Source organism: Streptomyces diversicolor, from assembly GCF_057537855.1.
In genome coordinates this window covers 192,695-214,199 of record NZ_BAAJXA010000015.1, presented here as the reverse complement: position 1 = coordinate 214,199, position 21,505 = coordinate 192,695, and the positions used below count along the sequence as shown (strand labels likewise).

General features: G+C 71.5%; 22 protein-coding genes and 1 pseudogene. 6 read left to right on the top strand and 17 right to left on the bottom strand.

Going from position 1 to position 21,505, the window contains the following annotated elements; genetic code table 11:
• Window positions 1–196: 196 nt before the first annotated feature.
• Both afsK and kbpA read right to left on the bottom strand, forming a co-directional pair.
• Window positions 197–2,545: a protein serine/threonine kinase AfsK gene (gene afsK, locus AC27LF_RS19985; RefSeq protein WP_479657376.1), complete on the bottom strand. Its 2,349-nt coding sequence runs from the start codon at window positions 2,543–2,545 to the stop codon at window positions 197–199.
• A 239-nt stretch (window positions 2,546–2,784) separates the two neighbouring features.
• Entirely contained in the window at window positions 2,785–3,516 is a 732-nt protein-coding gene (gene kbpA, locus AC27LF_RS19980; protein WP_479657377.1) for an AfsK-binding protein KbpA, read from the bottom strand.
• A gap of 122 nt (window positions 3,517–3,638) precedes the next feature.
• On the opposite strand from kbpA, the gene AC27LF_RS19975 reads away from it, so the two are divergent.
• Complete coding sequence (locus tag AC27LF_RS19975; RefSeq protein WP_404033939.1) at window positions 3,639–4,286, top strand: TetR family transcriptional regulator; 648 nt, start codon at window positions 3,639–3,641, stop codon at window positions 4,284–4,286.
• Between the two features lie 245 nt (window positions 4,287–4,531).
• Here the strand turns inward: AC27LF_RS19975 and AC27LF_RS19970 are convergent, their stop codons facing one another.
• A complete protein-coding gene (locus AC27LF_RS19970) occupies window positions 4,532–5,749 on the bottom strand; it encodes an acyl-CoA dehydrogenase family protein (RefSeq protein ID WP_479657378.1) in 1,218 nt (405 codons plus the stop codon).
• A gap of 125 nt (window positions 5,750–5,874) precedes the next feature.
• Between AC27LF_RS19970 and AC27LF_RS19965 the strand changes: the two genes are divergently transcribed.
• The gene (locus AC27LF_RS19965) at window positions 5,875–7,062 is read left to right on the top strand and encodes a thiolase C-terminal domain-containing protein (RefSeq protein ID WP_479657379.1); all 1,188 of its coding nucleotides are present in this window, start codon (window positions 5,875–5,877) and stop codon (window positions 7,060–7,062) included.
• 23 nt (window positions 7,063–7,085) lie between these two features.
• Here AC27LF_RS19965 and AC27LF_RS19960 read toward each other — a convergent pair whose 3' ends face one another.
• Complete coding sequence (locus tag AC27LF_RS19960; protein ID WP_479657380.1) at window positions 7,086–8,411, bottom strand: COG1361 family protein; 1,326 nt, start codon at window positions 8,409–8,411, stop codon at window positions 7,086–7,088.
• Window positions 8,412–8,605: 194 nt separating this feature from the next.
• On the opposite strand from AC27LF_RS19960, the gene AC27LF_RS19955 reads away from it, so the two are divergent.
• A complete protein-coding gene (locus tag AC27LF_RS19955; RefSeq protein ID WP_479657381.1) occupies window positions 8,606–9,271 on the top strand; it encodes a pyridoxine/pyridoxamine 5'-phosphate oxidase in 666 nt (221 codons plus the stop codon).
• Between the two features lie 7 nt (window positions 9,272–9,278).
• On the opposite strand, the gene AC27LF_RS19950 is transcribed toward AC27LF_RS19955, so the two are convergent.
• From AC27LF_RS19950 to AC27LF_RS19890, 13 genes and pseudogenes are all read right to left on the bottom strand, one after another.
• Window positions 9,279–10,250 (bottom strand): GNAT family N-acetyltransferase, encoded by a 972-nt coding sequence (locus tag AC27LF_RS19950; protein WP_479657382.1) that lies wholly within the window; start codon window positions 10,248–10,250, stop codon window positions 9,279–9,281.
• A 150-nt stretch (window positions 10,251–10,400) separates the two neighbouring features.
• Window positions 10,401–11,027: pseudogene (locus AC27LF_RS19945) on the bottom strand (GNAT family N-acetyltransferase); the annotation flags it as partial.
• Between the two features lie 190 nt (window positions 11,028–11,217).
• Window positions 11,218–11,616 carry a Zn-ribbon domain-containing OB-fold protein gene (locus AC27LF_RS19940; protein ID WP_479657383.1) on the bottom strand — a complete coding sequence of 133 codons (399 nt, stop codon included), beginning with the start codon at window positions 11,614–11,616 and terminating at the stop codon, window positions 11,218–11,220.
• Entirely contained in the window at window positions 11,616–12,065 is a 450-nt protein-coding gene (locus tag AC27LF_RS19935; protein ID WP_479657384.1) for a DoxX family protein, read from the bottom strand. Before AC27LF_RS19935 ends, AC27LF_RS19940 begins: the two co-directional genes overlap by 1 nt.
• A gap of 220 nt (window positions 12,066–12,285) precedes the next feature.
• On the bottom strand, window positions 12,286–12,720 hold the full coding sequence (locus tag AC27LF_RS19930) for a hypothetical protein (RefSeq protein ID WP_479657385.1): 435 nt from the start codon (window positions 12,718–12,720) through the stop codon (window positions 12,286–12,288).
• 67 nt (window positions 12,721–12,787) lie between these two features.
• Window positions 12,788–13,567, bottom strand: a complete 780-nt coding sequence (locus tag AC27LF_RS19925) for an aldo/keto reductase (protein WP_479657386.1) — start codon at window positions 13,565–13,567, stop codon at window positions 12,788–12,790.
• Window positions 13,564–14,160, bottom strand: a complete 597-nt coding sequence (locus AC27LF_RS19920) for an AAA family ATPase (RefSeq protein WP_479657387.1) — start codon at window positions 14,158–14,160, stop codon at window positions 13,564–13,566. The genes AC27LF_RS19925 and AC27LF_RS19920 overlap by 4 nt, the downstream gene beginning before the upstream one ends.
• Window positions 14,157–14,759 carry a 3'-5' exonuclease gene (locus AC27LF_RS19915; protein ID WP_479657388.1) on the bottom strand — a complete coding sequence of 201 codons (603 nt, stop codon included), beginning with the start codon at window positions 14,757–14,759 and terminating at the stop codon, window positions 14,157–14,159. Before AC27LF_RS19915 ends, AC27LF_RS19920 begins: the two co-directional genes overlap by 4 nt.
• The gene (locus tag AC27LF_RS19910; protein ID WP_479657389.1) at window positions 14,756–15,949 is read right to left on the bottom strand and encodes a radical SAM protein; all 1,194 of its coding nucleotides are present in this window, start codon (window positions 15,947–15,949) and stop codon (window positions 14,756–14,758) included. The genes AC27LF_RS19915 and AC27LF_RS19910 overlap by 4 nt, the downstream gene beginning before the upstream one ends.
• A gap of 24 nt (window positions 15,950–15,973) precedes the next feature.
• On the bottom strand, window positions 15,974–17,029 hold the full coding sequence (locus AC27LF_RS19905; RefSeq protein ID WP_479657390.1) for a nucleoside-diphosphate kinase: 1,056 nt from the start codon (window positions 17,027–17,029) through the stop codon (window positions 15,974–15,976).
• Complete coding sequence (locus AC27LF_RS19900; protein WP_479657391.1) at window positions 17,026–18,051, bottom strand: thymidylate synthase; 1,026 nt, start codon at window positions 18,049–18,051, stop codon at window positions 17,026–17,028. The genes AC27LF_RS19905 and AC27LF_RS19900 overlap by 4 nt, the downstream gene beginning before the upstream one ends.
• Window positions 18,052–18,269: 218 nt before the next feature.
• Window positions 18,270–18,494, bottom strand: coding sequence for a hypothetical protein (locus AC27LF_RS19895; protein WP_479657392.1), 225 nt, complete (start codon window positions 18,492–18,494; stop codon window positions 18,270–18,272).
• A 43-nt stretch (window positions 18,495–18,537) separates the two neighbouring features.
• On the bottom strand, window positions 18,538–19,020 hold the full coding sequence (locus tag AC27LF_RS19890; RefSeq protein ID WP_479657393.1) for an ATP-binding protein: 483 nt from the start codon (window positions 19,018–19,020) through the stop codon (window positions 18,538–18,540).
• Between the two features lie 221 nt (window positions 19,021–19,241).
• On the opposite strand from AC27LF_RS19890, the gene AC27LF_RS19885 reads away from it, so the two are divergent.
• The 3 genes from AC27LF_RS19885 to AC27LF_RS19875 all read left to right on the top strand — a co-directional run bounded on the left by AC27LF_RS19885 (window position 19,242) and on the right by AC27LF_RS19875 (window position 21,497).
• Complete coding sequence (locus AC27LF_RS19885) at window positions 19,242–20,501, top strand: NsdA family TPR-like regulatory protein (RefSeq protein ID WP_479657394.1); 1,260 nt, start codon at window positions 19,242–19,244, stop codon at window positions 20,499–20,501.
• Window positions 20,486–21,025, top strand: a complete 540-nt coding sequence (locus AC27LF_RS19880; protein ID WP_479657395.1) for a GNAT family N-acetyltransferase — start codon at window positions 20,486–20,488, stop codon at window positions 21,023–21,025. The genes AC27LF_RS19885 and AC27LF_RS19880 overlap by 16 nt, the downstream gene beginning before the upstream one ends.
• A gap of 382 nt (window positions 21,026–21,407) precedes the next feature.
• Window positions 21,408–21,497 carry a DUF397 domain-containing protein gene (locus AC27LF_RS19875; protein WP_479657396.1) on the top strand — a complete coding sequence of 30 codons (90 nt, stop codon included), beginning with the start codon at window positions 21,408–21,410 and terminating at the stop codon, window positions 21,495–21,497.
• Window positions 21,498–21,505 lie beyond the last annotated feature (8 nt).

The window sequence follows — 21,505 nt, the reverse complement described above, 5'->3', positions numbered from 1 at the left end:
GAAAGGGGCGCGGGGAACTGCGCGACAAGCCACAACGCACCCGCAGCCGCCCCGCAGACCCGACGCCGAACGCGCCCCGAAAGGGGCGCGGGGAACTGCGCGACAAGCCACAACGCACCCGCAGCCGCAAAACACCGCACCCCGCCCCAACCACACCGCACCCGCAGAGAAACAACCCCCTACCCCCGGCGAACGCTCACCGCGAGGTGCCCGTGCCTTTCTCCGCGTCCAACGCATACACGCACCGGTCCTTGCTGCACGCGTACACCACCCCGTCCGTCACCACCGGCGACCCGGTGATCTCCCCGCCGGTGGCCAGCTTCCACCGCAGCCGGCCGTCGTCGGCCTTGAGTGTGTACAGCAGATGGTCGGTGGAGCCGAAATGGATCCGCCCCTCGGCGACCGCCGGCGAGCCGACGATGTCGCCGCCCGCCTGGAAGCGCCACTTGGGGGTGCCGGTGACGGCGTCCAGGGTGTACAGACCCTTGCCGCTGCCGACGTGGACATGGCCCGCGGCGACCAGCACCGGCTCGATCGAGGACCGCGCCTCCGTGGCGATGCGCCAGCGGTCGCGGCCGTCGGCGGCGTCGAGGGCGTAGACCGTGCCCAGGTAGTCGGCCAGATAGATGCCGCCCCCGGCGACGGCGGGCCCGGGCACGAAGGCCGGCGGGCACAGGAAGACCGCGGGCGCCTCGAAGTGCCAGCGCACCATGCCGCTCGCCACGTCGATGGCGAGGACGCGAGAGCCCGCGCAGACGTACACACAGCCGTCGGGGGCGTGGGTCAGCCGCACCGGCACCATGCCGCAGGAGGCGGCGTCACCGATCGGGTAGGCCCAGCGCTCCTCGCCGGTGCGTGCCTCCAGGGCGCGCAGCCGGGCGTCCTGCCAGACGAACACGGTGCCGTCATGGATGGCCGGCCCGGATTCGGGGGACTCGAAGTCGGTCTGGCAGCCGGAGATCTCCCACAGCTTCTGCCCGCCGGCCGCCTCCCAGCCCTGGGCGCCGCCGCCACGGGTGCCGGTGACGACGGTGCCGCGGTCGGCCTGCAGGGAGTACACCCAGGCGTCCGTGGACAGCCGCCACAGGTCGGTGCCCTCGCGGGCGTCCAGCGCGAACAGGGTGGGGCCGTCGGAGGCGTGGATACGGCCGTCCGCGACCGCCATCGACCAGGCCACGTCCCGCGTCTTGAAGCGGCGCCGGCCGGTGGCCACGTCGAGTGCGTGCACCTCGAAGGAGGTGACGTAGACCATGTCGTCGGCGACGGACGGGGTGCCCCAGACGTCGTTGGACATGCGGAAACGCCAGGGGCGCCAGCCCGCCGCGGTCTCCGGGGGCGCGGGCGGTGCCGCCGGTACGGCGGGGTCGGCGCCGTTGACCCCGGGGCGGGGCCGGGACCAGTTGGCGACCAGTCCGGCCTCCGGCGGCGGCGCCTTGACCGCGGCGGCGCGGGCGTCGGCGACACGCGGGCCGGGCCCGATGGGCACCTGGGCGCCGGCCAGCCGGACCGGCCCGGCGTCGGGGGCGCCGACCGGGACCGGGGCCGGGGGCGCGGGGATCACCGGGTCGTGCGCGGGCGGGGGCGGCACCGCGGGGACGGCGGGCCGGCCGCCGCTGCGCGGGCCGACGGGCGGGGGCTGGACCGCGGTGCGCCCGCCGCGGCGGGACTCGATGAGGGCGACGGCCTTCTCGGGCAGCCAGGCCGAGGCGGTGCCGCTGTCGTCGGAGCCCGAGCCGAACAGATGCGGGGCGAGCTGGGCCTGGAGGTCGGCCGGGTTGGGCCGGCCGGTGGCCTCCATCTGCATGCAGGACTCGATCAGCGGGCGCAGCTCGTCGGGCAGTCCCTCCAGGTCGGGGCCCTCGCGCAGCAGCATGAAGACGGTCTCGACGGGGTTGGCGCCGTGGAAGGGCGGGTGTCCGGTGGCGGCGAAGACGAGCATCGAACCGAGGGAGAAGACATCGCTGGCGCCCGTGACGCTGCGGGAGTCCTTGGCCTGCTCCGGTGACATGTAGGCGGGCGTGCCGACGGCGACGTTCGTCATGGTCAGACGGGTGTTCGAAACCCCGGAGGCGATGCCGAAGTCGATGACGCGGGGGCCGTCCTCGACGACGAGCACATTGGAGGGCTTGAGGTCGCGGTGGACGAGCCCGGCGCCGTGGATGGACTGCAGCGCCTCGGCGACGCCCGCGGCGAGCCAGCGCACCGCCTGGGCCGGCAGCGGCCCGCACTCGTTCACTATCTCTTCGAGGGACGGCGCGGGGACGTACGCCGTGGCCAGCCACGGCACCGCGGCCCGCGGGTCGGCGTCGACGACCGCGGCGGTGTAGAAGCCGGAGACCGCGCGCGCCGCCTCCACCTCTCGGGTGAAACGGACCCGGAAGAGCTGGTCCTCGGCGAGTTCCGTGCGGACCGTCTTGATCGCCACGCGGCGCCCGGACGCCGAGCGCGCGAGGTAGACCAGCCCCATGCCGCCGGCACCCAGCCGCCCCAGCACCTCGAACGGCCCGATCCGCCGTGGGTCGTGCTGCGTCAGCTGATCCACCACTTGCCTGCCACCTCCCCGTACGAGCCGCGCCACCTCCATATGTACGCGACCCAGTGCAGCGTCTCACCACCGCACCGCCGAGGCGGCACGCACCCCGATTCTTCCTGCCACGGGCACAGGTTGCGAACCCGACGACATTGGGGGTGTCTCACGACAAGTAAGACATTCCACCGATATATCGGCGCCGCGGCAGCGCTGTGGCACTGCTGACGCATCAGCGCTGCGGCAGTGCTGACGCGTCAGCGTTGCAGCAGCGCGAAGGACGCCCCCTGATTGTCCGTGACGACGGCCACACGTCCGTATGACGCGTCGAAGACCGGCGCCTGCGCCCGCCCGCCCAGCCGTTGTACCGCGCCCAGCGCCCGCTCGCAGTCGGCGACCAGGAAATGGACGAGGAAGTGGGGCGGCATCTCGGCCGGGAAGACGTCCGAGACGGGGGCGCGGCCGAAGTCCGGCTCGGCGTCGGCACCGAACAGGGCGTCGTGGAAGAGACCCCCGTAGAAGGCGTTGGCGGCCTCGGTGTCCCGGGAGTACAGCTCGGCCCAGCCGAAGGTGCCCGCCTCGTGCCGGCGCCCGAACCCGGGGTGGCCGCCCGCCTGCCACAGGCCGAAGACGGCGCCCTCCGGGTCGGCGGCGAGTGCGGCCGTGCCCAGGCCGTCCACGGTCACCGGGGGCGTGACGATCTGCCCGCCGGCCGCGCTGATGCGCCCGCACAGCGCCCGGGCGTCGGGCGTCGCGAAGTACACCGTCCAGACGGTGGGCATCCGGCCGTCCGTCTTGTATGTGAGCCCGGCCACAGGCGAGCCGTCCTTGCGCGCCCACACTGCGGACGCGGACGCGGGCACCTCCTCGTCGAAGGTCCATCCGAACAGCTCACCGTAGAACCGCCGGCCCGCCGCCACGTCGGGAAGCTGTGCGTCCACCCAGCACGGGACGCCCTCTCCGTACACCGATGCCCTGTTTTCGGCCATGCCGCCAAAGTAACCGGACCGCGCGCACCCCGCAGACCAGGCACACCACCCTCCATACCCCCGTGCACCCCATTTGCAGTCGGCCGAATCGCGCTCCCATCGCCCCTCGGTAAGCTGACGGCATGACAGGACAAGTGCGTACCGTCGACGGCCGCGTGGCCGGCCGGCGTGGGCAGGCGACCCGGCAGAAGCTGCTCGACTGCCTCAGCGAGATGCTCAGCTCCTCCCCCTACCGGGACGTCAAGGTCATCGATGTCGCCCGGAAGGCAGGGACTTCGCCCGCGACCTTCTACCAGTACTTCCCGGACGTCGAAGGTGCCGTCCTGGAGATCGCCGAGCAAATGGCCGCCGAGGGTGCCGGTTTGACCGAACTCCTGGCGGGGCGGACCTGGACCGGCAAGGCCGGCTGGCAGACCGCGCAGGAACTCGTGGACGGGTTCCTGGATTTCTGGCGCAAGAACGACGCGATCCTGCGGGTCGTGGACCTCGGCGCCGCCGAGGGGGACAAACGGTTCTACAAGATCCGCATGAAGATCCTGAACTCGGTGAACAACTCCCTCTCCGAGTCCATCGCCGAACTCCAGGCGAAGGGCCGGGTCGACAAGGACGTCAATCCGGCGGCCGTCGCGGGTTCGCTGGTCGCGATGCTCGCCGCGGTGGCCTCGCACCAGAAGGGCTTCCAGTCCTGGGGCGTGAAGCAGGCCGAACTCAAACCGAACCTCGCGCTGCTGGTCCACCTGGGAGTGACCGGCAGAAAACCAACCAAGTAACCTCCCCCTTTGGCGATCCCCTCTCCCGGCACACCAAGTCCTGTCTCACGGGCGGCGGTTCACAGAAGTGACCCACCGCCCGCAGTGCCACGCCCCAAACCAGCACCCCAAAGGGACACGGAACCCACGGACCATCCCAGCCGACGCCCCCGACAACGCCCCCAAAGGGGCGCGGGGAACTGCGCGACCAGCCACAACGCAGCCGCAGACGAAAGACGGCGCCGCACGCCGCACGCAACCCCCAGTTACAGTCGAACCCCGTTCACCATGGCCCCGCTGAACCAGGCGGAGCCCTCCGCCGCGCGGTCGCGCAGGCGGTGCACCGGGCCGAGGAGCAGTTCGTCGCCCGCCGCCCGCTTGAAGTACAGATGTGCCTCGTGTTCCCAGGTGAACCCGATCCCGCCGTGCAACTGGATCGCCTCGCCCGCGGCGATCCGCAGCGCTTCCAGCGCCTGCGCGAGCGCGAGCCCGCCCGCCCGCTCCCCGTGCACGGTCGCCCAGGCCGCGTAGTAGGCGGCGGAGCGGGCCGCCTGGACCTGTACGTACACGTCGGCCAACCGGTGTTTCACGGCCTGGAAGGAGCCGATCGGCCGCCCGAACTGCTCGCGTTGCCGTACGTGGTCGACGGTCCGCTCCAGCGCCCGGTCGGCGGCCCCGACGGCCTCGGCGGCCAGCACGGCGGCGGCCGAGTCACCGGCCGCGCCGAGCGCGTCGAGGACCTGCCGCTCGTCCCCCTCCGCCTCGCTCGCGCCGCCTCCGCCGAGCGGTTCTGCCGCGGTGTCCCGCAATTGCACCCACCCCTGCGGCCGGGTCGCGTCGAGCGCCGTCTGCCGCCCGCGGGTCAGCCCGGCCGCGTCGCCCGCGACCAGGAAGAGCCGGGTCCGCGAGCGGGCGAACCCCCCGGTGTGGGCGGCGACCAGCAGCAGGGCGGCGCTGTGCCCGTCCAGCACCTGCCGGACCTCCCCGTACAGCCGCCATCCGCCGTCCGCCCGCCGGGCCTGCACCCCGCCCGCGCGGCCCCCGCCCGCCCAGTCGCCGCCGTTGTCGCCGGTCAGGGCGAGCGCGGTGGCGAGCGCGGTGCCGGGTACGGCGAGGGCGGCGGTCAGCGCGCCGGAGGCGAGACGGGGCAGCAGCCGGGCGCGCTGGGCGTCGGTGCCGAGGGCGAGGACGAGCGGCGCGACCAGCACGGTGGTGGCGAGGAGCGGCGAGGGGGCGAGGGCCCGGCCCGTCTCCTCCGCGGCGAGGGCGAGTTCGGTGGCGGTGCAGCCGACGCCGCCGTACGCCTCGGGGAGGGCGAGTCCGGGCAGGCCGAGCCGGTCGGCCAGGGCGCGCCACAGGGCGGGGTCGTGTCCCGCGGGGGTGTCGAGGGCGGCACGCAGGTCGTGTGGGCCGCAGCGGTCGCAGAGCAGGGCGCGCAGGGTGCGCCGCATCTCGTCCTGTTCGGCGGTGAGGCGTGCGTCCATGGCTCTTCCCTCCGGATCTGACGAGCCGTCATATTAGGCGGCGCGGGGGCGGATGCCCAGGGTCTCGACACCTCCGGCGGACCGCCCCACTTGACGGTGCGTCAGGACATCCGGAGGGCAGAGCCATGGCATCGGACGGCAGGTCATCGGGCGGCGGGACGCGGGTGGCGGTGGTCGGGGCGGCGCTCTCGGACTGCGGCCGGCTGGACGACGCGACCCCGTACGCCCTGCACGCGCAGGCCGCACGCCGCGCCCTGGCGGACGCCGGCCTCGACCGCCGCGTCGTGGACGGCTTCGCCTCGGCAGGACTGGGCACGCTGGCACCTGCGGAGGTCGCCGAGTATCTGGGCCTGCGCCCCACCTGGGTCGACTCCACCTCGGTCGGCGGCTCGACCTGGGAGGTCATGGCGGCGCACGCGGCCGACGCGATAGCGGCGGGCCACGCGCGGGCCGTGCTGCTGGTCTACGGCTCGACGGCCCGCGCGGATGTCAGGGCGGGGCGGCGCACGGGCACCCTGTCCTTCGGCCGCGGCGGCCCGCTCCAGTTCGAGGTGCCCTACGGCCACACCCTGATCGCCAAGTACGCGATGGCCGCCCGCCGCCACATGATCGAACACGGCACGACCATCGAGCAGTTGGCCCAGGTCGCGGTGCAGGCACGAGCCAACGCGGCCCTGAACCCGCAGGCGATGTTCCGCGCCCCGATCACGGTCGACGACGTCCTGTCAGGGCCGATGATCGCCGACCCGTTCACCCGGCTGCACTGCTGCATCCGCTCCGACGGGGGCGCGGCCGTGCTCCTCGTGTCCGAGGAGGTGGCGCGGGACTGCCGTACCGCCCCCGTCTGGGTGCTCGGCACCGGCGAGCACGTCTCGCACACCGCCCTGTCCGAGTGGCCGGACTTCACGGTGTCGCCGGCGGCGGTCAGCGGACGCCTCGCCTTCGAACGGGCGGGCGTGCGCCCCGAGGAGATCGACTTCGCCGAGATCTACGACGCGTTCACCTATATGACGCTGGTGACGCTGGAGGACCTGGGGTTCTGCGGCAAGGGGGAGGGCGGGGCGTTCGTGGAGCGGGGGCGGCTGCTGGTGCGGGGCGGGCAACTGCCGGTGAACACGGACGGCGGCGGTCTCTCGGCCCAGCATCCCGGCATGCGCGGGCTGTTCCTGCTGGTGGAGGCGGTACGGCAGCTGCGCGGCGAGGCCGGGGAGCGGCAGGTGCGCTCCCCGGCCGGCCGGCTGCCCCGGCTCGGGCTGGCGTCCGGGACCGGCGGGTGGTTCTGCTCGTCGGGCACGGTGGTGCTGGGCCGCTGAACCCTGCCCCGGCGCCGCGGCGGTCACGGCAGGACGATCACCTCGGCGGAGTTGTCGCTGAGATCGGGATCGCGGCCGCCGGACTCCAGGGACGCCATCGTGAACTCGACCATGCCGCGGCCCGGCTCCGGCACGTCCAGGGTGAAGTCGAAGGTGCGCTCGGCCCCGGGGGCGACCTCGTAGACCTGACAGACGTAGGTGCCGTCGTCGAGGTCGCAGGCGGGCTCGTACACGTCGTCGTCGATCTCCACCATGGGCTGCTCGCGCACCACGGCGCCGGGCGGCGGGGTGAACCTCAACTGCCCTGAGCCGCCCGGGTTTCCGGGCCCGTCGTCGGCGACCGTCAGACGCACCTCGCGGCCCGTGCCGACACGCAGGGTGGTCGCGGTCACCCGGAAGTCGGCGTGCAGGTCCAGGGTGACGGGCGTGCGGACGATCCCCTGGACGAATGTGCCGCCCCCGCTGTCCGGCAGCGTCTTCACGGTCAGCGCGGGCCCGTCGCCGCGGTCGCCGTTGTCCGGTACGACGCTGTACTTGGCCGGGCCCACGTCCAGCGGCCAGACCTCCTGGCTCACCTCGCTGAAGATCCGTACCTTGCCCGCGCGCAGCGGCACCTCGGGCCGGACCGCCACCGTCTCGCCGGGCGCGATCCGCAGGTCGGGGAACGCGCAGACGGCCTGACGCCCGTGCATCTGCTCCGGATAGCGGCAGTTGGCGTACCGCTGCCGGAACTCCGACTCCCCGGCGTGCAGTGTGAGTCCGAGCCCGCGCACCGGCACCTCGCCGGTGTTGCGCACCACGACCGACGCGCCGATCCGCGCGCCGGGCCGCACCTCGGCACCCGCCCGCACCGAGCGCAGCTCCAGCACCGGTTCGCCGACCACGACCCGGGTGCGGGCGGTCACCTTCTTCCCCGCCCTCGTGGTGAACGAGAAGCGGATCCGCGCCGAGTCGCCGGGCCTGCCCTTCTTCGTGGCCACCGGATACACCCGGTCGGACTCGACCCAGCTGTCGTACAGCCCGCCGACCTCGCACACGACCCGGGTGTCGCTGCCGTGGCAGCCGTGCCCGGTCTTCACCCACAGCCGCACCGCGCCCCCGGCCCCCTCCAGGTCCATGGTCAGCCGGTGGTCCGCCGGTCCGGTGCGGTCGGGCACCGCGCCGTCCTCGGCCCGCAGATGGAACGGCACCTTGTTCTTCGGCCCCGACTCGTCGCCGTGGGGCCGCAGATAGAAGACCTCAGGGGCGGATATCCAGGAGTCCTCGCCCGCCCCGAACCCGTCGGCACATGCGGTGAGGGCAGCACCGAGCAGGACGCCGACGGCGAGCTGCGCGCAGCGCGCCCTCATCGGACGACGCGCGTGAAGGCCGTCCCGGCGCGGGGAGTGACGGCAAGAACGGGATGCGGGGCGACGTCGCCGCCGTAGCTGGACTTCAACCATGGCGCCCTACGCTGCCACGTACCCGCACGACCTGTCGTACGGTGCCCTGCTCGCGCGGCCGTGCGGGCGGCCGGAACGACGGCCGGGCCATACTCGGGCCCATGGGAACCGATCTCCACGAGCTGCTGCGGTCGCTGCGGGTGTGGGACCCGGCGGTCACGCGGCTGCCGCCCTTCGACCCGGCCACCGCCCCCGACACCCCTCTGCCCCTGTTCACGACGTGGTTCGCGGAGGCGGTCGCGGCCGGTCAGCCCGAGCCGCACACGATGTCGCTGGCGACCGCGGACCCGGACGGCAGGCCGGACGTGCGGATCGTGATGCTGCACGGCGCGGACGCGGCGGGCTGGTCGTTCGCCACGCACGCCACCAGCCGCAAGGGCCGCCAGCTGGCCGAACGGCCGTACGCGGCCCTCGCCTTCTACTGGCCGGTGCTGGGCCGCCAGGTCCGGGTGCGCGGGCCGGTCGCGCCGGCCCCGCCGGAACAGGGCCAGGCGGACCTGCACGCGCGTTCGACGGGGGCGCTGGCCGCGGCGCTCACCGGCCGCCAGAGCGAGGTGCTGGCGTCGCCGCAGGAGCTGCGGCGCGCGTCGGACGCCGCCTGGCGGCGGGCCCGGGAGGATCCGACGGCGCCGGCACCGACCTGGACGCTGTACCGGCTCCGCCCGGCGGAGGTCGAGTTCTTCCAGGGGGACGCGGACCGCCGCCACGTACGCCTCGCGTACACGCACCGGGAAGGGCGCTGGGCGCGGGAACTGCTGTGGCCGTAGGCCCCGGCTACCCGTCCGTGGCGAACCCGTACACCGCGAAGTCGGCGACGGGCCGGTATCCGATCCTCTGGTACAGGCCGTTGCTCGTCGGGTTGGCGAGGTCCGTGAACAGCAGGACCTCCTGGGCGCCCGCTTGCCGTGCCGCCCAGCTCACCGTCGCGGTGACCGCCCCCGCGTAGCCGCGTCCGCGCAGGTGGGCCGGGGTGTACACGGTGGTCACCCGGATCTGTCCCGCGATCTTCGGGGTGACGGCGGCCAGGGCGACGGGAGTGCCGTCGGGGATCTCCCAGACGGTGACGCCGCCGTGCGCGATGCGGCTGTCGGCCCAGTCGGCGGCGAAGGCCGCGGAGGCGGGCCGGCCGACCGCCGCGCTGAACTCCTCGTACCAGCGCCGCACCAGCTCCCCGTCCGGCGGCCCGGCCACCCTCGCCCGGCCCGGCGGCGACGGCCGGGACTCCGCCGGCGCGACGAGGACCGTCGGCTGCGACGTCGTCGCCGGCCTCGCCCGGCCCGGCGGCGACGGCTCAGGTGCCGTCAACTCGCCCAGTCGGTACAGCCTTTGCCTCTGGCCGTCGGCGGGGTGGCCGCCCGCCGTGCGATGCTGGCCGCCCGTCGTGCGGTGCCAGGCCGCCGCGAACGCTGCGGCCGTTTCCCGTTCGGCCGACACCCCCGGTACGACGTGCCCGCGCGCGAGCAGTCGGGCCGCCAGCTCCTCGGCCTCCCCGGGGGCGAGCGGTGTCAGGTTCACCGGATGCGGGGGCGTGTGCAGCAGGGCCGCCCGCACCCCGCCGGTGTCGTCGCCGAGCACGCCGTACAGCGGGTTCCGCGCGCCGTAGACGTGTGGTCCGCGGGTGCGCAGGGTGTCGGCCACCGTCAGGGGCACCGTGTGCAGGGTCGGGCGGGAGCGCAGGAAGTCCCCGGCCCGGGCGAGGAAGTCGCCGAGGTCTTCGGTCAGGTACCAGGTGCGGTCACAGGGCATGCCTCATGATGCCGAGGCGCCCTGCGACCCCGGCACCGCACCCGCCCCGGTCCCGGTTCCAGTCCCGGTCTCGGTTCCAGTCCCCGTCCCGGTTCCGGGCTCGGTTCCAGTCCCGATCCCGGTCTTGATCTCGGTTCCGGGTGGCGGGTCGAGGTCGGGCTCCGCGTCCGTGGCGAGCCGGGCGTGCAGATGCACGTCCCGGAACGCGTCGTGCCGTTCCGCCGCGAACATCGCGTCCCGCAGCGTCCCCTCGTACGGGAAGCCGCACTTCTGCGCGACCCGGCACGACGCTTCGTGGCCGAGCGCATGGCCGAGTTCCAGTCGGTGCATCCCCAGTTCCGTGAACGCCCAGCGGGAGGCGACGGCGAGCGCCCGGGTGGCGACCCGCCGCCCGCGCGCCTCGGGCAGCACCCAGTAGCCGACGCGGGCCAGGCGCAGGGCGTGCTCGATCGCGTTGACGGCGACATGGCCGAGCGTCGCGCCCGTGGCCGCGTCCATGACGAGGAAGGGCACGCAGGAGCCGTCGGCCGCGCTCTGCATCTGCGCGCGCAGCGATGCGCGTGCGCCTTCGAGGTCGGAGGCGATGCGCAGCGGGGTGTTCCAGCGCCGGAAGTCGGGATCCGACCGGCCGCGGTGCCAGGCCACCACGTCGGCCTCCGACTCCGCGTCCCACAGCCGCAGCCGCAGACCGTGACCGCACGGCTCCGGATCGGGAGGAACGGGAAGCGGGTCGGGGGTACGGACGGGGCCTGAGTGCTGTTCGTGCGTCGGTGCCATGACACCCATTGAAACCCGCCCGCGCCCCACAGGGGCGCGGGACTGTATCGATGTGCGGCTCCGCCGCGATGGGGGTCCCCCCTGTTCGAGCGAAGCCGAGAACTTGGGGGAGCGACCAGCCACGACGGCGCCGCACACGACAACGACACCGCACCGCGGCACCCCCGGAGGGCTTCGCAGACGGGGTCGGTCAATCCGGCCTGGGGCGGAACACCGGCACGCCCGCGCGGAACGTCACCGTCAGATCCGCCCCCGCCCGGAGGGCCGCCGCGTCGCAGTCCACCACCTCCGTCATCATCCGCGGCCCCTCCGCGAGGTCCACGACGGCGGCCACGTACGGCGTGCGCTCGTGGAAGGGCGGCAGGTCGTTGCGGTGCACCACGGACCAGGTGTAGAGCGTCGCCCGACCGCTCGCCCGCTCCCACTCGACGTCCTCGCTCCAGCAGTGCGGGCAGAACTCCCGCGGGTAGTGGTGCGCCCGGCCGCAGGCCCGGCAGCGGCGCAGCAGGAGCCGGCCGTCGGCCGCCGCGTCCCAGTACGGCCGGGTGAAGGCGTCGGTCTCCGGCCGGTCGAAGCCTTCCGGGCGCATCAGAACCACCCGAGCGCGGCGTCGAGGGACCACGTCTGCCACGCCATGCCGAACAGCCCGACGACCGAGATGAGCGCCATCATCGAGTTCTGTCCCTGCTCGGCCCAGTCGTGGATCATGAGGACGAGGTAGACGAGGTTCAGCAGCGCCCCGCAGGCCAGCGCGAGCGGGGTCAGAAAGCCCAGCACCAGGCCGACGCCGAGGGCGAGTTCCGCGTACAGGACGACGTACGCCATCGTCCTCGGCCGGGGTTTCACCACGGTGTCGAAGCCGGAGCGGACCAGCGCCCAGCGGTGTTTCGCCGCGATGTCCGCGGCCCAGGTGATGCCGGTGCCGCGCCGCAGCCATGCCGTCCGGTCCTTGTGCCGCCAGCTCTCCAGCCACCACAGCCCGAGCCCGACGCGCAGCACCGCCAGCCACTCGGCACCGCTGAGCCAGATCGTGTCCATGGACCCTCCCCGCCCGCCGCTTCGAATCTGACGGTATGTCAGTTCAGCTAGTTCAGCGGACACCGAGCGCTCACGCAAGGCCGCGCAGCCGGTGAGGCCGCCGTATCCGATGCCGCAGACGGCCACACGGGCGATATGCGCCCAGCGTGCCGCAGTCGGCTTCACGCGCGAGCGCCCAGGAGGTTCGCTGAGTGGCGCCCGCCGGGATGGCACAGCAGGCTCAGGTGGCAGATGGCGTTGGCACTCCCCGTGCCTTGCCGTCTTCGATGTGGACGGCTACGCCGGTAGCGAGCGCCCGCAGTCCTGCCAGGACCCGCAGCCGCGTCATCGGCCACGCCTCGTTCAGGAACTGCGAGGTGGGGACGGTGCGTATCGTGGCTCGGGGATCGCGGTAAACCAGCGTGGTCACCACTTCGCTGGTCACGGACGGTGCTGCCAGGACGTGCGTGATGATCTTCCTGCGTCGTGTCTGAACCGAGTCCACCACGACGCGGCGTAAGGACCACAGCTCAGGCCCGGAAAGCACGCGGTGCGCTGCGTCCTCTGGAGTCTGTCCGTCGAGCACACCCCCCACCGGCAGCATGAGCGTTCCGCTCAAGTCGGCGACGGCAAGACGGTCGGCACCGATGGGGAGCAACAGCGCGACGCCAACCACCGGTGGCCGCCAGTTCTCATAGGCAGCGCGACGTCTTACGGGCGTAGCGGCAGTGGCAGCCGGCATATCAAGCTGTACTGCTCTGTACGGCTGTCACAATCTCGTCCAGGTGGCGAGGGTGACCGGTGCCCGGGATGGGCGCGATGCGGGGCCCGTGGTTCAGGAGCCAGGTCAATGGGGCCTGCGGCCCGCGGACTCGGGCCAGGGCGCCGGCGTCGAGTGGCCGGTAGGCCACGTAAGGGATGTCCAGCTCCCGGCAGAACTCCACTGCGGGGTCTTTGCGGTCGGTGATGTTGAGGGCGTTCTGCACCGCGGCGACGGGCTGGTCCTTGATCACTCTGCGGATGTCTTCGGGCGTGACCTTCGACAGGCCGATGTGCCCGATCTTCCCCTCGTCCTGCAGGGACTGAAGGACGGCGATCTGGTCGTCGAGTGGCACATCCTGGTCGATGCGGTGCAGGTAGCACAGCTCCAGCCGCTCCATCTTCAGGCGGCGCAAGCTCGCTTCGACGCATGCCCGCAGGTAGAACGGGTTGCCGAGTGGCTTCCACTGGCCGGGGGCGGGGCGGACCATGCCGACCTTCGTGGCGATCAGCACGTGTTCGGGGTAGGGGTACAACGCTTCACGGATGAGGTGTTCGACGGTGTGAGGGCCGTAGGCGTCAGCGGTGTCGATGTGGCTGATGCCGTGGGTGTGCACGGCCCGGCGCAGCACGCTGAGGGCGGTGTCGCGGTCGTCCGGGTCACCCCACGTGCCGGGGCTGGTCAGGCGCATGGTGCCGAAACCGAGCCGGGAGACAATCTTCCCGGCGATGGTGATGCTGCCGGCGGGCGGCGCGGGCATCATACGAACTCCTCCTTCAGGCAACGCTGGACGGCGACATCAACGGCGTGGGCCTGGCTTTCGGGGTCGCTGGTCACCCGCTGGTGAGGGATGACGTCGTTGGCCAGGAGACGGTGTACGCGGTCGTCGACGAGACGCCGGAAGGTGGCGTCGTAGTCGTGGCTGGTATCGACGGGCACGCTCTCGTCGAGCACGGTCGCGAACAGCAGGTTGTATGTGGGGAGCTGCGTGGAGGCGAGGGTCAGCAGGCGTTCGCGTTCGAGCCGGGGCGGGGTCTCGGCCCGGAACGCCATCGCGGCCTCGAAGTAGGCGATGGCGTCGTGGGCGGCGCGGTCGATGAGAATCACTTCGGCGCCCTGAGCGGCAGCGGTGGTCTCGTCCAGAATGCCCTGGCCGATGATCCACTCGGTGGACAGAGCGGTGTGACGCTGCATCTTCGGCAGGCCGGCCGCGGCGGCGCGCTTGCCGAGCTGCCCGGTGCGCGCCACAGTGAGGCCGTGGCCGCGCAACTCCATCTCTATGCGCTTCAGGAGCGTCGTCTTGCCCGTCGAGTGGGTGCCGAGCACGCCGATCCGGATGGGCTGGAAGGTGGTCACCACAGGGTCGGATCCTGTTCTGGTCGGGCGACACCGGGCAGGCCAGGCGGCACGGCCGCGGCGACCAGCCGGTCCCAGGTGTCGTAGCGGGAGGCCATGGCGATGAGCAGCTGCGCCGTGGTGAAGGCGTCGAACGTGGCCCGATGCCGGGCGCCAGGGGCTTCGCGCAGGTCGGGCTGCACGTGCTCGATCAGCTTGTCCAGGCTGTACTTGCCGAGGTCGGGGAAGGCGTTCCTGGCCAGTCGGAGCGTGTCCAGGACGCCGGCGGGCTCCCAGCCGGGCAGGTGCGCGCTGAGCACGCGGTAGTCGGTGTGCGCGTTGTGCGCGCAGATCCAGGCGTTGCCCAGGAAGGCGCGCACCTGGTCCGCGACTTCGGCCCAGGCCGGCTTGTCGGCCAGGGCATCGTTGGTCAGGCCGTGCACCCGGGCGGCGAAGGGGGTGACGGGGCGGTTCGGGCGGGTCAGCCACCAGCCCGCGGTGCTCTTGTCAGGGCGCCCGTCGCGGATGGGCAGCGCGGCGACTTCGACGAGGTCGGGCGGGTTGGTGCCGTTGCCTTCGACGTCGACGACGAGCAGCGCGGGCCAGGTGGCGAAGTTCATGGCGTTTCGGGTCCGTCCCCCGCCTCCCAGCCGATGGGGGCCCGGCCGTGCTGGCGGTAGTGGTGTGGCTTGGTGCGGTCGTGGCACTGGTAGCCGAACCCGTGCTGCAGGTAGTAGCGGGGTGGCTCATCCAGTCCCTCCACGACGATGGCACGGTCGTTGACCTCGATGTCGCCGACGGCTCCTAGGGCGCGTGCCTCGCGCACGACGTCGTCCAACTCCGGCTTGATCCATGCCTTCTTGCACAGGGCGATCTGCTCGGGCGGGCAGATGTCGCACAGTTCCTTGACGCCGTAGTGGCCGTTGTAGTCGGCCTCGCCCCAGGCGTGGGCGACGCCGCAGCTGGTCTTGCGGAACAGCGTCCCCCACTCGGCCCCGCCCGGGTGCTCGGCCAGGTCGAAGGCGTCCAGGATCCGCTGCTCCGCCTGCTCAGGCATGATCTTGCGCCGGGCCGTGTTGTCGTAGGGCGTGGGCAGGCCGTGGCTCTCGTAGTACGCCTTGATCTCGTCGCGGAAGAACAGGCCCGTGAAGACCGTGGCGTGCGCGTGCAGGGACAACTCGCGGGCCCGCTCGATGTGCTCGTCGGAGTCGTTGAGGCCGGGCACGATCGGCCGCCAGTACAGAACGGTCCGGTAGTTCTCGGCGTGCTCGTACAGCATGCGCAGGCTGTCGGCGGCGTACGCCGAGTCGACGGGCTCGATCTGCGGATGGTCGATCCCGGAGTGGGTGACGAGGACCGTCAGCCGCAGGTTCGCGAAGGAATTCAGGACGGCGCAGTCCTCCGCGCTCACCCGCCACCGGGTGATGACGAGGACGTGGTTGGTCAGACCCTGCCCGTCGAGCAGCCGCAGCACCTCGAACGTGTGGGGCTTGACCACCGGCAGCATCGGGTCGGTGGCCCGGTTGAACACCTGGATCGGCGTCTTGTGCGGCCGGAAGTACGGGTGGCCGACCAGTTGGGCGACGGCGGCTTCGTCGCTCGTCAGGCGCCGCGGCGTCTTCATCTCGAAGTTGTCGAACAGGTGCCGGACGCAGTAGCCGCACTCCAGCGGGCAGCCGACGATGTGGTTCAGCGACAGGCCCGACTTGCGGTACTCGATCACGTCGGCGAGACCGGGGTTGAGCGCGCTGATCTGTTCGGCGCTCAGGAGGGGCAGCAGGCGGCGGCGCGGTATGGCGGGAGCGGACATGGGGCCTCCAGGGCAGGAAGACGGTCAGCGGTGGGTGCGCGTGGTCTGGAGGGGCACGCCGGCCGACGGGGAGGTGAGCAGCGCGCGGCGGTGGGCGCCGTACCAGGTGCCGAAGTCACGGCGGGCCGCGTCCGGGTCGTCGGAGGTGTGCACCAGGTTGTGCACGAGGCGTTTGTGTTCGAGAGCGGCGGCGAGACTGTCGTTGCCGAGGTCGCCGCGGATGGTGCCGGCGGCGGCGTGGGTGGGGTCGAAGTGCCCGATGAGCTGCCGCAGGCGCCCGTGAATGCCCGGCTCGCCGTATGCGAGGGCGATGGTGACCTGCTTGCCCGCGTACGCGTCGTCCAGGCAGGCGGGAATGTCCCGGTCGGGGAACCAGTCGGCGTCGACCAGGAGATCCCAGTAGTGCACGTGGGCCTGCCACGGCTGCACGGTGACGTCTCTCCGGTTGGCGATCGTGGCGCCGGCAGCGGCGATCCGGTCGAGCACGGCGTCGACCAGGCCCCGCACCACGGCGTCCGGCTTGCACAGGACGACCGAGCAGCGGTCGAAGTCGGACACTCGCAGGCGGATACCAGGCCCGTACCAGGTGCCGAACTCGCGGCGGGCGCCGGCCGGGTCGTCGGAGGTGTGGACCAGGTTGCGCACGAGCCGTTTCTCCGATGCCGCGGCGGCCGTGCTGTCGTCGCCGAGGTCGCCCCGGATCGTGCCGGGCACCGCCCGGGTGGGGTCGGTGTGGCCGATGAGCTGCCGCAGCCGGGCGTGCACACCGGGCTCACCATGCGCCAGAGCGACGGTGACGGTCTGTCCCACATAGGCGGCGTCGATGTAGGACGGCAGATCGCTGAGGTTACGGCCGCCGGTGTCGGCGAGCATGTCCCGATAGGCAACGTGCGCTTGCCAAGGCTGCGCAACCACGTCCATGCGGCCCGAGACGGTGATGCCTGCCGCCGCGATCATGTCCAGGATGCGGGAGACCAGGCCCCGCACCACGGCGTCCGGCTTGCACAGGACGACCGCCCAGCGGTCGAAGTCCACACCGTCTACGACGGCGCCGCCCACCGGCTTGCCGACGGCGCTCACTGCGCGCTCCCGCTGGCGGCCACATTGCAGGCAGGCCACTTGTGCTTCATGAGCCAGCGCAGGCCCGGGTCGAGTGCGGCCAGGAGGACGGGGTCGACGGACTCGGTCTTGTCGTGCTGCATCTGCCGGTACAGCTCGAACAAGATCACGACCTGCTGCCAGTACGGTTCCAGGTCAAGGCACTGAACCTGCTCGGCGCTGTAGCGGAGTCGGTTCGTCCGCAGTGCCTCTTCGTGCCGCAAGACGTCGGCGATGGTGTTCGCATTTGTGGTCTGGGGCATCGCAGGGAAGGGGAAGCTGGTCGGTGCGGAGCGGGTCGCTGCCTCGTCGAGGACGCGGCGAACCCGGTCGGCGTTGGCGTCGTTGACGTGCGCGGAACCGATGGTGTGGATGTACGTGCCGAGTCGCAGGCCGAGTTGGATGGCGGCGAACTCCTGGATCAGCGTGAAGGAGAACACGTCGCTGAGCAGGCCACAGTCCAGATCGTTGGCGCGCATGTTGCACACCATGTGCAGGCGGCCTCCGCGGGCCAGCAGATGCAGACCGGCCAGACACGCGACGTCCGGATTGGCTCGGTCGGCGAGTTCCTTCGCGGAGAACACGGGCAGGTATCCGCGCTTGCTGTCAGGCTCGTTCCGCAGCAGCTCCACGACCTGCTCGAAGAGGGACTGCTTCTCGCCGTCGGCGGGGGTGAACAGCGTGTAGCCGTACGCAGATCCCCCAAGGTTGGCTCCGTCGGCGCTGCTGGCCTGCATGGATGGCGCGTAGTAGCCGATCATCTCCAGGTCGCGGCGGCCGGCGAGGTACCAGAGTGCTTCAGCGAACTGAAAGACCGGGTTGACCTTGCGCTCGGCCAGGAAGGGCAGGCGCTGCCTGGGGTTGGGCAGCTTGAAACTGGCTCCGAGCACTTCAAGCGCCGCATTGCCGCGTGCGTCAATGCGCTGCGCGGGTTCGTTGGTTGCATGCTCCAGCAAGGCGATGTAGGCGTCTTCGATGCTGCGGAAGGTGGGTGCTGTGAGCAAGGCACACTCTCCAGGTCTGGAAACGGGATGATCACGCGGTGTCTTCCTGGTGTCCGGCCGGGCCCACCGACGGGCCCCGACCGGACCGTGCTGGGCGGCTGCCGTTACCCGAGCCGCGTTCGGTCAGGCCACTGACGCGAGGGCGGCCTGGGCCGGCGGGAGCGGTTCGTGCTCGCGGCGCAGTCCCTCGCCGAGGCCATGGCGGGAGTACACGACCTCTACACCCCGGTGGTCGCTCTGCGGCGACGGCGGGGTATGCCCGGCCCGACCAGGGCGGGTTCGTAGCGCTGCGCAAGCTCGTCCACCTGCTCCTCGGACGGTATGGAGTCGTCCAGCACCTCACCGACGTCGTCGAGGAATGCGTCACCGTCGAACGGCTGCCACCGGCGGACCTTCGCCAGAACCGGCTGAAGCGCTTCGGGATCGAGAGGCGGCGTCCACACCGGCGCCGGCGCGTCCAGCGCTGCGGGACGGTGGACACGGCCGTCATGACGTCTCCCCAGCCAGGAGATTGAGCCGGCACCAGGTGGTCGCGCCGTCGTCGCTGGTGCCCCAGTCCCCGCCGTTCTCCTTGACCACGTGCTCGACCATTGCCAGCCCCCGCCCGGACTCTGCGCCATCGTCCACTTGCTGGGAGATGGCGGCGCCCGGCATGCCGTCGCCCACAGAGATCCGCAGGATGCCGTCTTCCTCGACGCTGATGCTCAGCGTGATCTGCGTGGTACCGCTGTGCAGGAGTGCGTTCGTAAGGAGCTCCGAGACGATCAGCATCACCTCGTCGTGCAGCGCCTCAAGACGGCAGTACCTGAGGCGGGCGGCCGCAATCCGGCGCATGATGCCGACGCGGACCGCGTCCTCGGCGCGGGGCTCGTCGTCGCCGCAACGGGGAGTGACACGAAGGCACTCGTTCAGCACGTCGCCGCAACGGTAGGGGGACGCGCGGAAGGCACGTACAGCTGTCGTCGTCATCGCTGCCCCTCGGTGGTTGCCTACCCAGGGGGCCCGCCCCTCACGGGTAGGGGACGAGCCCGTTGCACCGGCCGGAGATGGCAGCCGGCGCGATGCGTGTCCAGTTCAACGGGAAGGAGCCCGTAAAGGGCAGGAAAAACAGCGGGGTTGATGGTCGCAGCCGACCGGAAATTTCCGGTCGCCAGATTCACCGAGCATCACCGCAGAGCTACGGTGAGTAGGTGACCGGAAATGTCCGTCTCAAGATCGCGATGGCCGAACGGGGCTTTCAGCAAACGGAGTTGGCCCAAGCTGTCAACGCTGAGTTACTGGCCGCAGGCGAGCGGGACAGCGTAGGAGACCGCACCGTACGGACGTGGCTGACCGGAAATACCACCTGGCCTCACCGTGCGAAGCGCAACGCCTTGGAGGCAGTATTCCGGTGCACCATCGAGACCCTTGGGTTCTACCCGCCAGGATCGCCAGCACCGCCGCAGGAGGACCCCGACGTGATCCGCCGACGCTTCCTGGCCAGCGCCGGAGGCACCGCCGCCGCCGTCGCGATACCCCTCGTTTCCGCGCGACCATCCAGCGTCGGCACCTCGGACGTGATCCGGCTCCGCAAGGGCATGGACGGCCTGACCGCTCTGGACCAGAGCCGGGGCGGACACACTGATCTCGAACGCAAGGCTCTCGCCGGCGCAAGCGAAGCCGTGACTCTTCAAGGCAAGGCTGCAACGCAGCGCATCAGACAACGCCTGTTCAGTGTCGCCGCCGACTACACCGCCATGGCCGCCTGGTCCTGCATCGACGCCCGCCAGCTCGACCGCGCACAGACCCACCTCAACGAGGCGCTCCGCCTCGCCGGGATGGCACAGGACCCCCTGGCACAGATGCGGGTATGGAACTCCACCGCCATCCTCGCTCACCAGCGCGGCGACATCGGCGAAAGCGTTGCCGCCGCTCAAGCCGCACAGTCCACCACGATCACCCGCCATGATCCGCTGTTCGGCTCCCTAGCTCACGCCCGAGCCGCCGTCGGCCACGCCCATCGCAGGGACCAGCAAGCAGCTATTCGCTCTCTCGGATACGCCGAAGAGGCCCTGAACAAGGCGCAGCAGCAGCCGCGGCCGGGCTGGGTTGCGTTCTACGGACCCGCAGAGCTCCATGCCTTGGCCGCGATCGTCCGCGAGCGGCTGGGAAAGCCGGCCGACGCTGAGGCCTCCTCGTACCGGGCTCTTGCCTCCCTTCCCAAGGAGTACCGGCGCAACCGGGCGATGGCCACGGTCCACCTCGCCGTCGCCCAGCTCCACCAAGGCGACGCCGAGCAGGCCTGCGCGTCCACAGAGGGGGTCTTCAACCTGATGTCCGGCAGCCCGCTGCCTGGCCGTCTCCGGGTCCTGCTTGGCGACTTCTATCGTGACCTTCTCACCCGTGCACCGTCCGCCAAGGTGGCACAGGAGTGGGCCGACCGTTACCGATCCGAATGGAGCGCCCGTTGACCACGGCAGTTCACCTACGCCGCTACGGCCACGCCGACCTTCCCAACATCCGGCAAACCCTGCTGGACGTTCACGCCGATGCCTATGCCGACAGGCGCCATGAGGAGTTCGTGCAGCGGTTCCCCTGGTTCGTGGACCACTGGGGCGGCCGGGAAGGGTTCACGTGCGTGGTCGCCTACGAGGATGGTGAACCCGTCGGGTTCACCTACGGGGCGCCCGGCGAACCTGGCCGCGAATGGTGGCGTGAGTACCTGGACGAGGAGCCGGCCGATACCTCCACCTTCTCCGTCTCCGAACTCATGCTCAGGCCGAAGTGGCGCAAACAGGGTCTCGGGGAGCAGCTGCATGCCGCACTGCTCGCCGACCGGCCAGAGGCCCTGGCCGTGCTCACCGTCGACACCAAACGCCCACGCTTGCAGGCACTCTACGAGGGCTGGGGATACCGGAAGGTCGGTGAGCGTCAGCCGTTCCCGGACTCTCCGCTGTACGCCGTGATGCTCAAGGAACTCAAGCCCGCAGCCTGATCCACCATTTGTCAGTGGTCACCCGCACAGTGCAGGTATGCCCAGTCCTCCCCGGCCTTACGGCCAGGTGCCGCCGGCCCCCGATGACGTCAACGACCGGATCCGACACCTCATGGGACAACCCGCCGGCCCCAGCCGCGCCGTGGAGTACCGGCGGCTGCTCGACCTCTGGGCCGAGCTCACGCGAGATGATGTCGAGCCTGCCGCATGACACGCAACGCCCGCGCTCGCATTCCCCGAGCGGGGGCGCAGCAGCTTACCGAAGCGACGCAGCCAGCAGCCGTACAGATAAGAACGCGATCACCGTAGCGCCGGGCCTGACATCGCCCCGGAGTCGGCCTGGTACAAGTCCTCGTACAGCGACGGCACCGGCAACAACTACATGGAGGCCGCTGAACTCCCCACGGAGATCGGAGTGCGCGACTCGAAGGACACGCAGGGCCCCGCTCCGACCTCCCGCGAAGCTCCTTGATCGCCTTT

What these genes read in the sequence shown, in the direction of transcription:
- kbpA (WP_479657377.1), bottom strand. Translation starts at nt 3,516, where the DNA reads ATGGCCGAAAACAGGGCATCGGTGTACGGAGAGGGCGTCCCGTGCTGG.
- AC27LF_RS19975 (WP_404033939.1), top strand. Translation starts at nt 3,639, where the DNA reads ATGACAGGACAAGTGCGTACCGTCGACGGCCGCGTGGCCGGCCGGCGT.
- AC27LF_RS19970 (WP_479657378.1), bottom strand. Translation starts at nt 5,749, where the DNA reads ATGGACGCACGCCTCACCGCCGAACAGGACGAGATGCGGCGCACCCTG.
- AC27LF_RS19965 (WP_479657379.1), top strand. Translation starts at nt 5,875, where the DNA reads ATGGCATCGGACGGCAGGTCATCGGGCGGCGGGACGCGGGTGGCGGTG.
- AC27LF_RS19960 (WP_479657380.1), bottom strand. Translation starts at nt 8,411, where the DNA reads ATGAGGGCGCGCTGCGCGCAGCTCGCCGTCGGCGTCCTGCTCGGTGCT.
- AC27LF_RS19955 (WP_479657381.1), top strand. Translation starts at nt 8,606, where the DNA reads ATGGGAACCGATCTCCACGAGCTGCTGCGGTCGCTGCGGGTGTGGGAC.
- AC27LF_RS19950 (WP_479657382.1), bottom strand. Translation starts at nt 10,250, where the DNA reads ATGCCCTGTGACCGCACCTGGTACCTGACCGAAGACCTCGGCGACTTC.
- AC27LF_RS19940 (WP_479657383.1), bottom strand. Translation starts at nt 11,616, where the DNA reads ATGCGCCCGGAAGGCTTCGACCGGCCGGAGACCGACGCCTTCACCCGG.
- AC27LF_RS19935 (WP_479657384.1), bottom strand. Translation starts at nt 12,065, where the DNA reads ATGGACACGATCTGGCTCAGCGGTGCCGAGTGGCTGGCGGTGCTGCGC.
- AC27LF_RS19925 (WP_479657386.1), bottom strand. Translation starts at nt 13,567, where the DNA reads ATGATGCCCGCGCCGCCCGCCGGCAGCATCACCATCGCCGGGAAGATT.
- AC27LF_RS19915 (WP_479657388.1), bottom strand. Translation starts at nt 14,759, where the DNA reads ATGAACTTCGCCACCTGGCCCGCGCTGCTCGTCGTCGACGTCGAAGGC.
- AC27LF_RS19910 (WP_479657389.1), bottom strand. Translation starts at nt 15,949, where the DNA reads ATGTCCGCTCCCGCCATACCGCGCCGCCGCCTGCTGCCCCTCCTGAGC.
- AC27LF_RS19890 (WP_479657393.1), bottom strand. Translation starts at nt 19,020, where the DNA reads ATGACGACGACAGCTGTACGTGCCTTCCGCGCGTCCCCCTACCGTTGC.
- AC27LF_RS19880 (WP_479657395.1), top strand. Translation starts at nt 20,486, where the DNA reads ATGGAGCGCCCGTTGACCACGGCAGTTCACCTACGCCGCTACGGCCAC.
- AC27LF_RS19875 (WP_479657396.1), top strand. Translation starts at nt 21,408, where the DNA reads ATGGAGGCCGCTGAACTCCCCACGGAGATCGGAGTGCGCGACTCGAAG.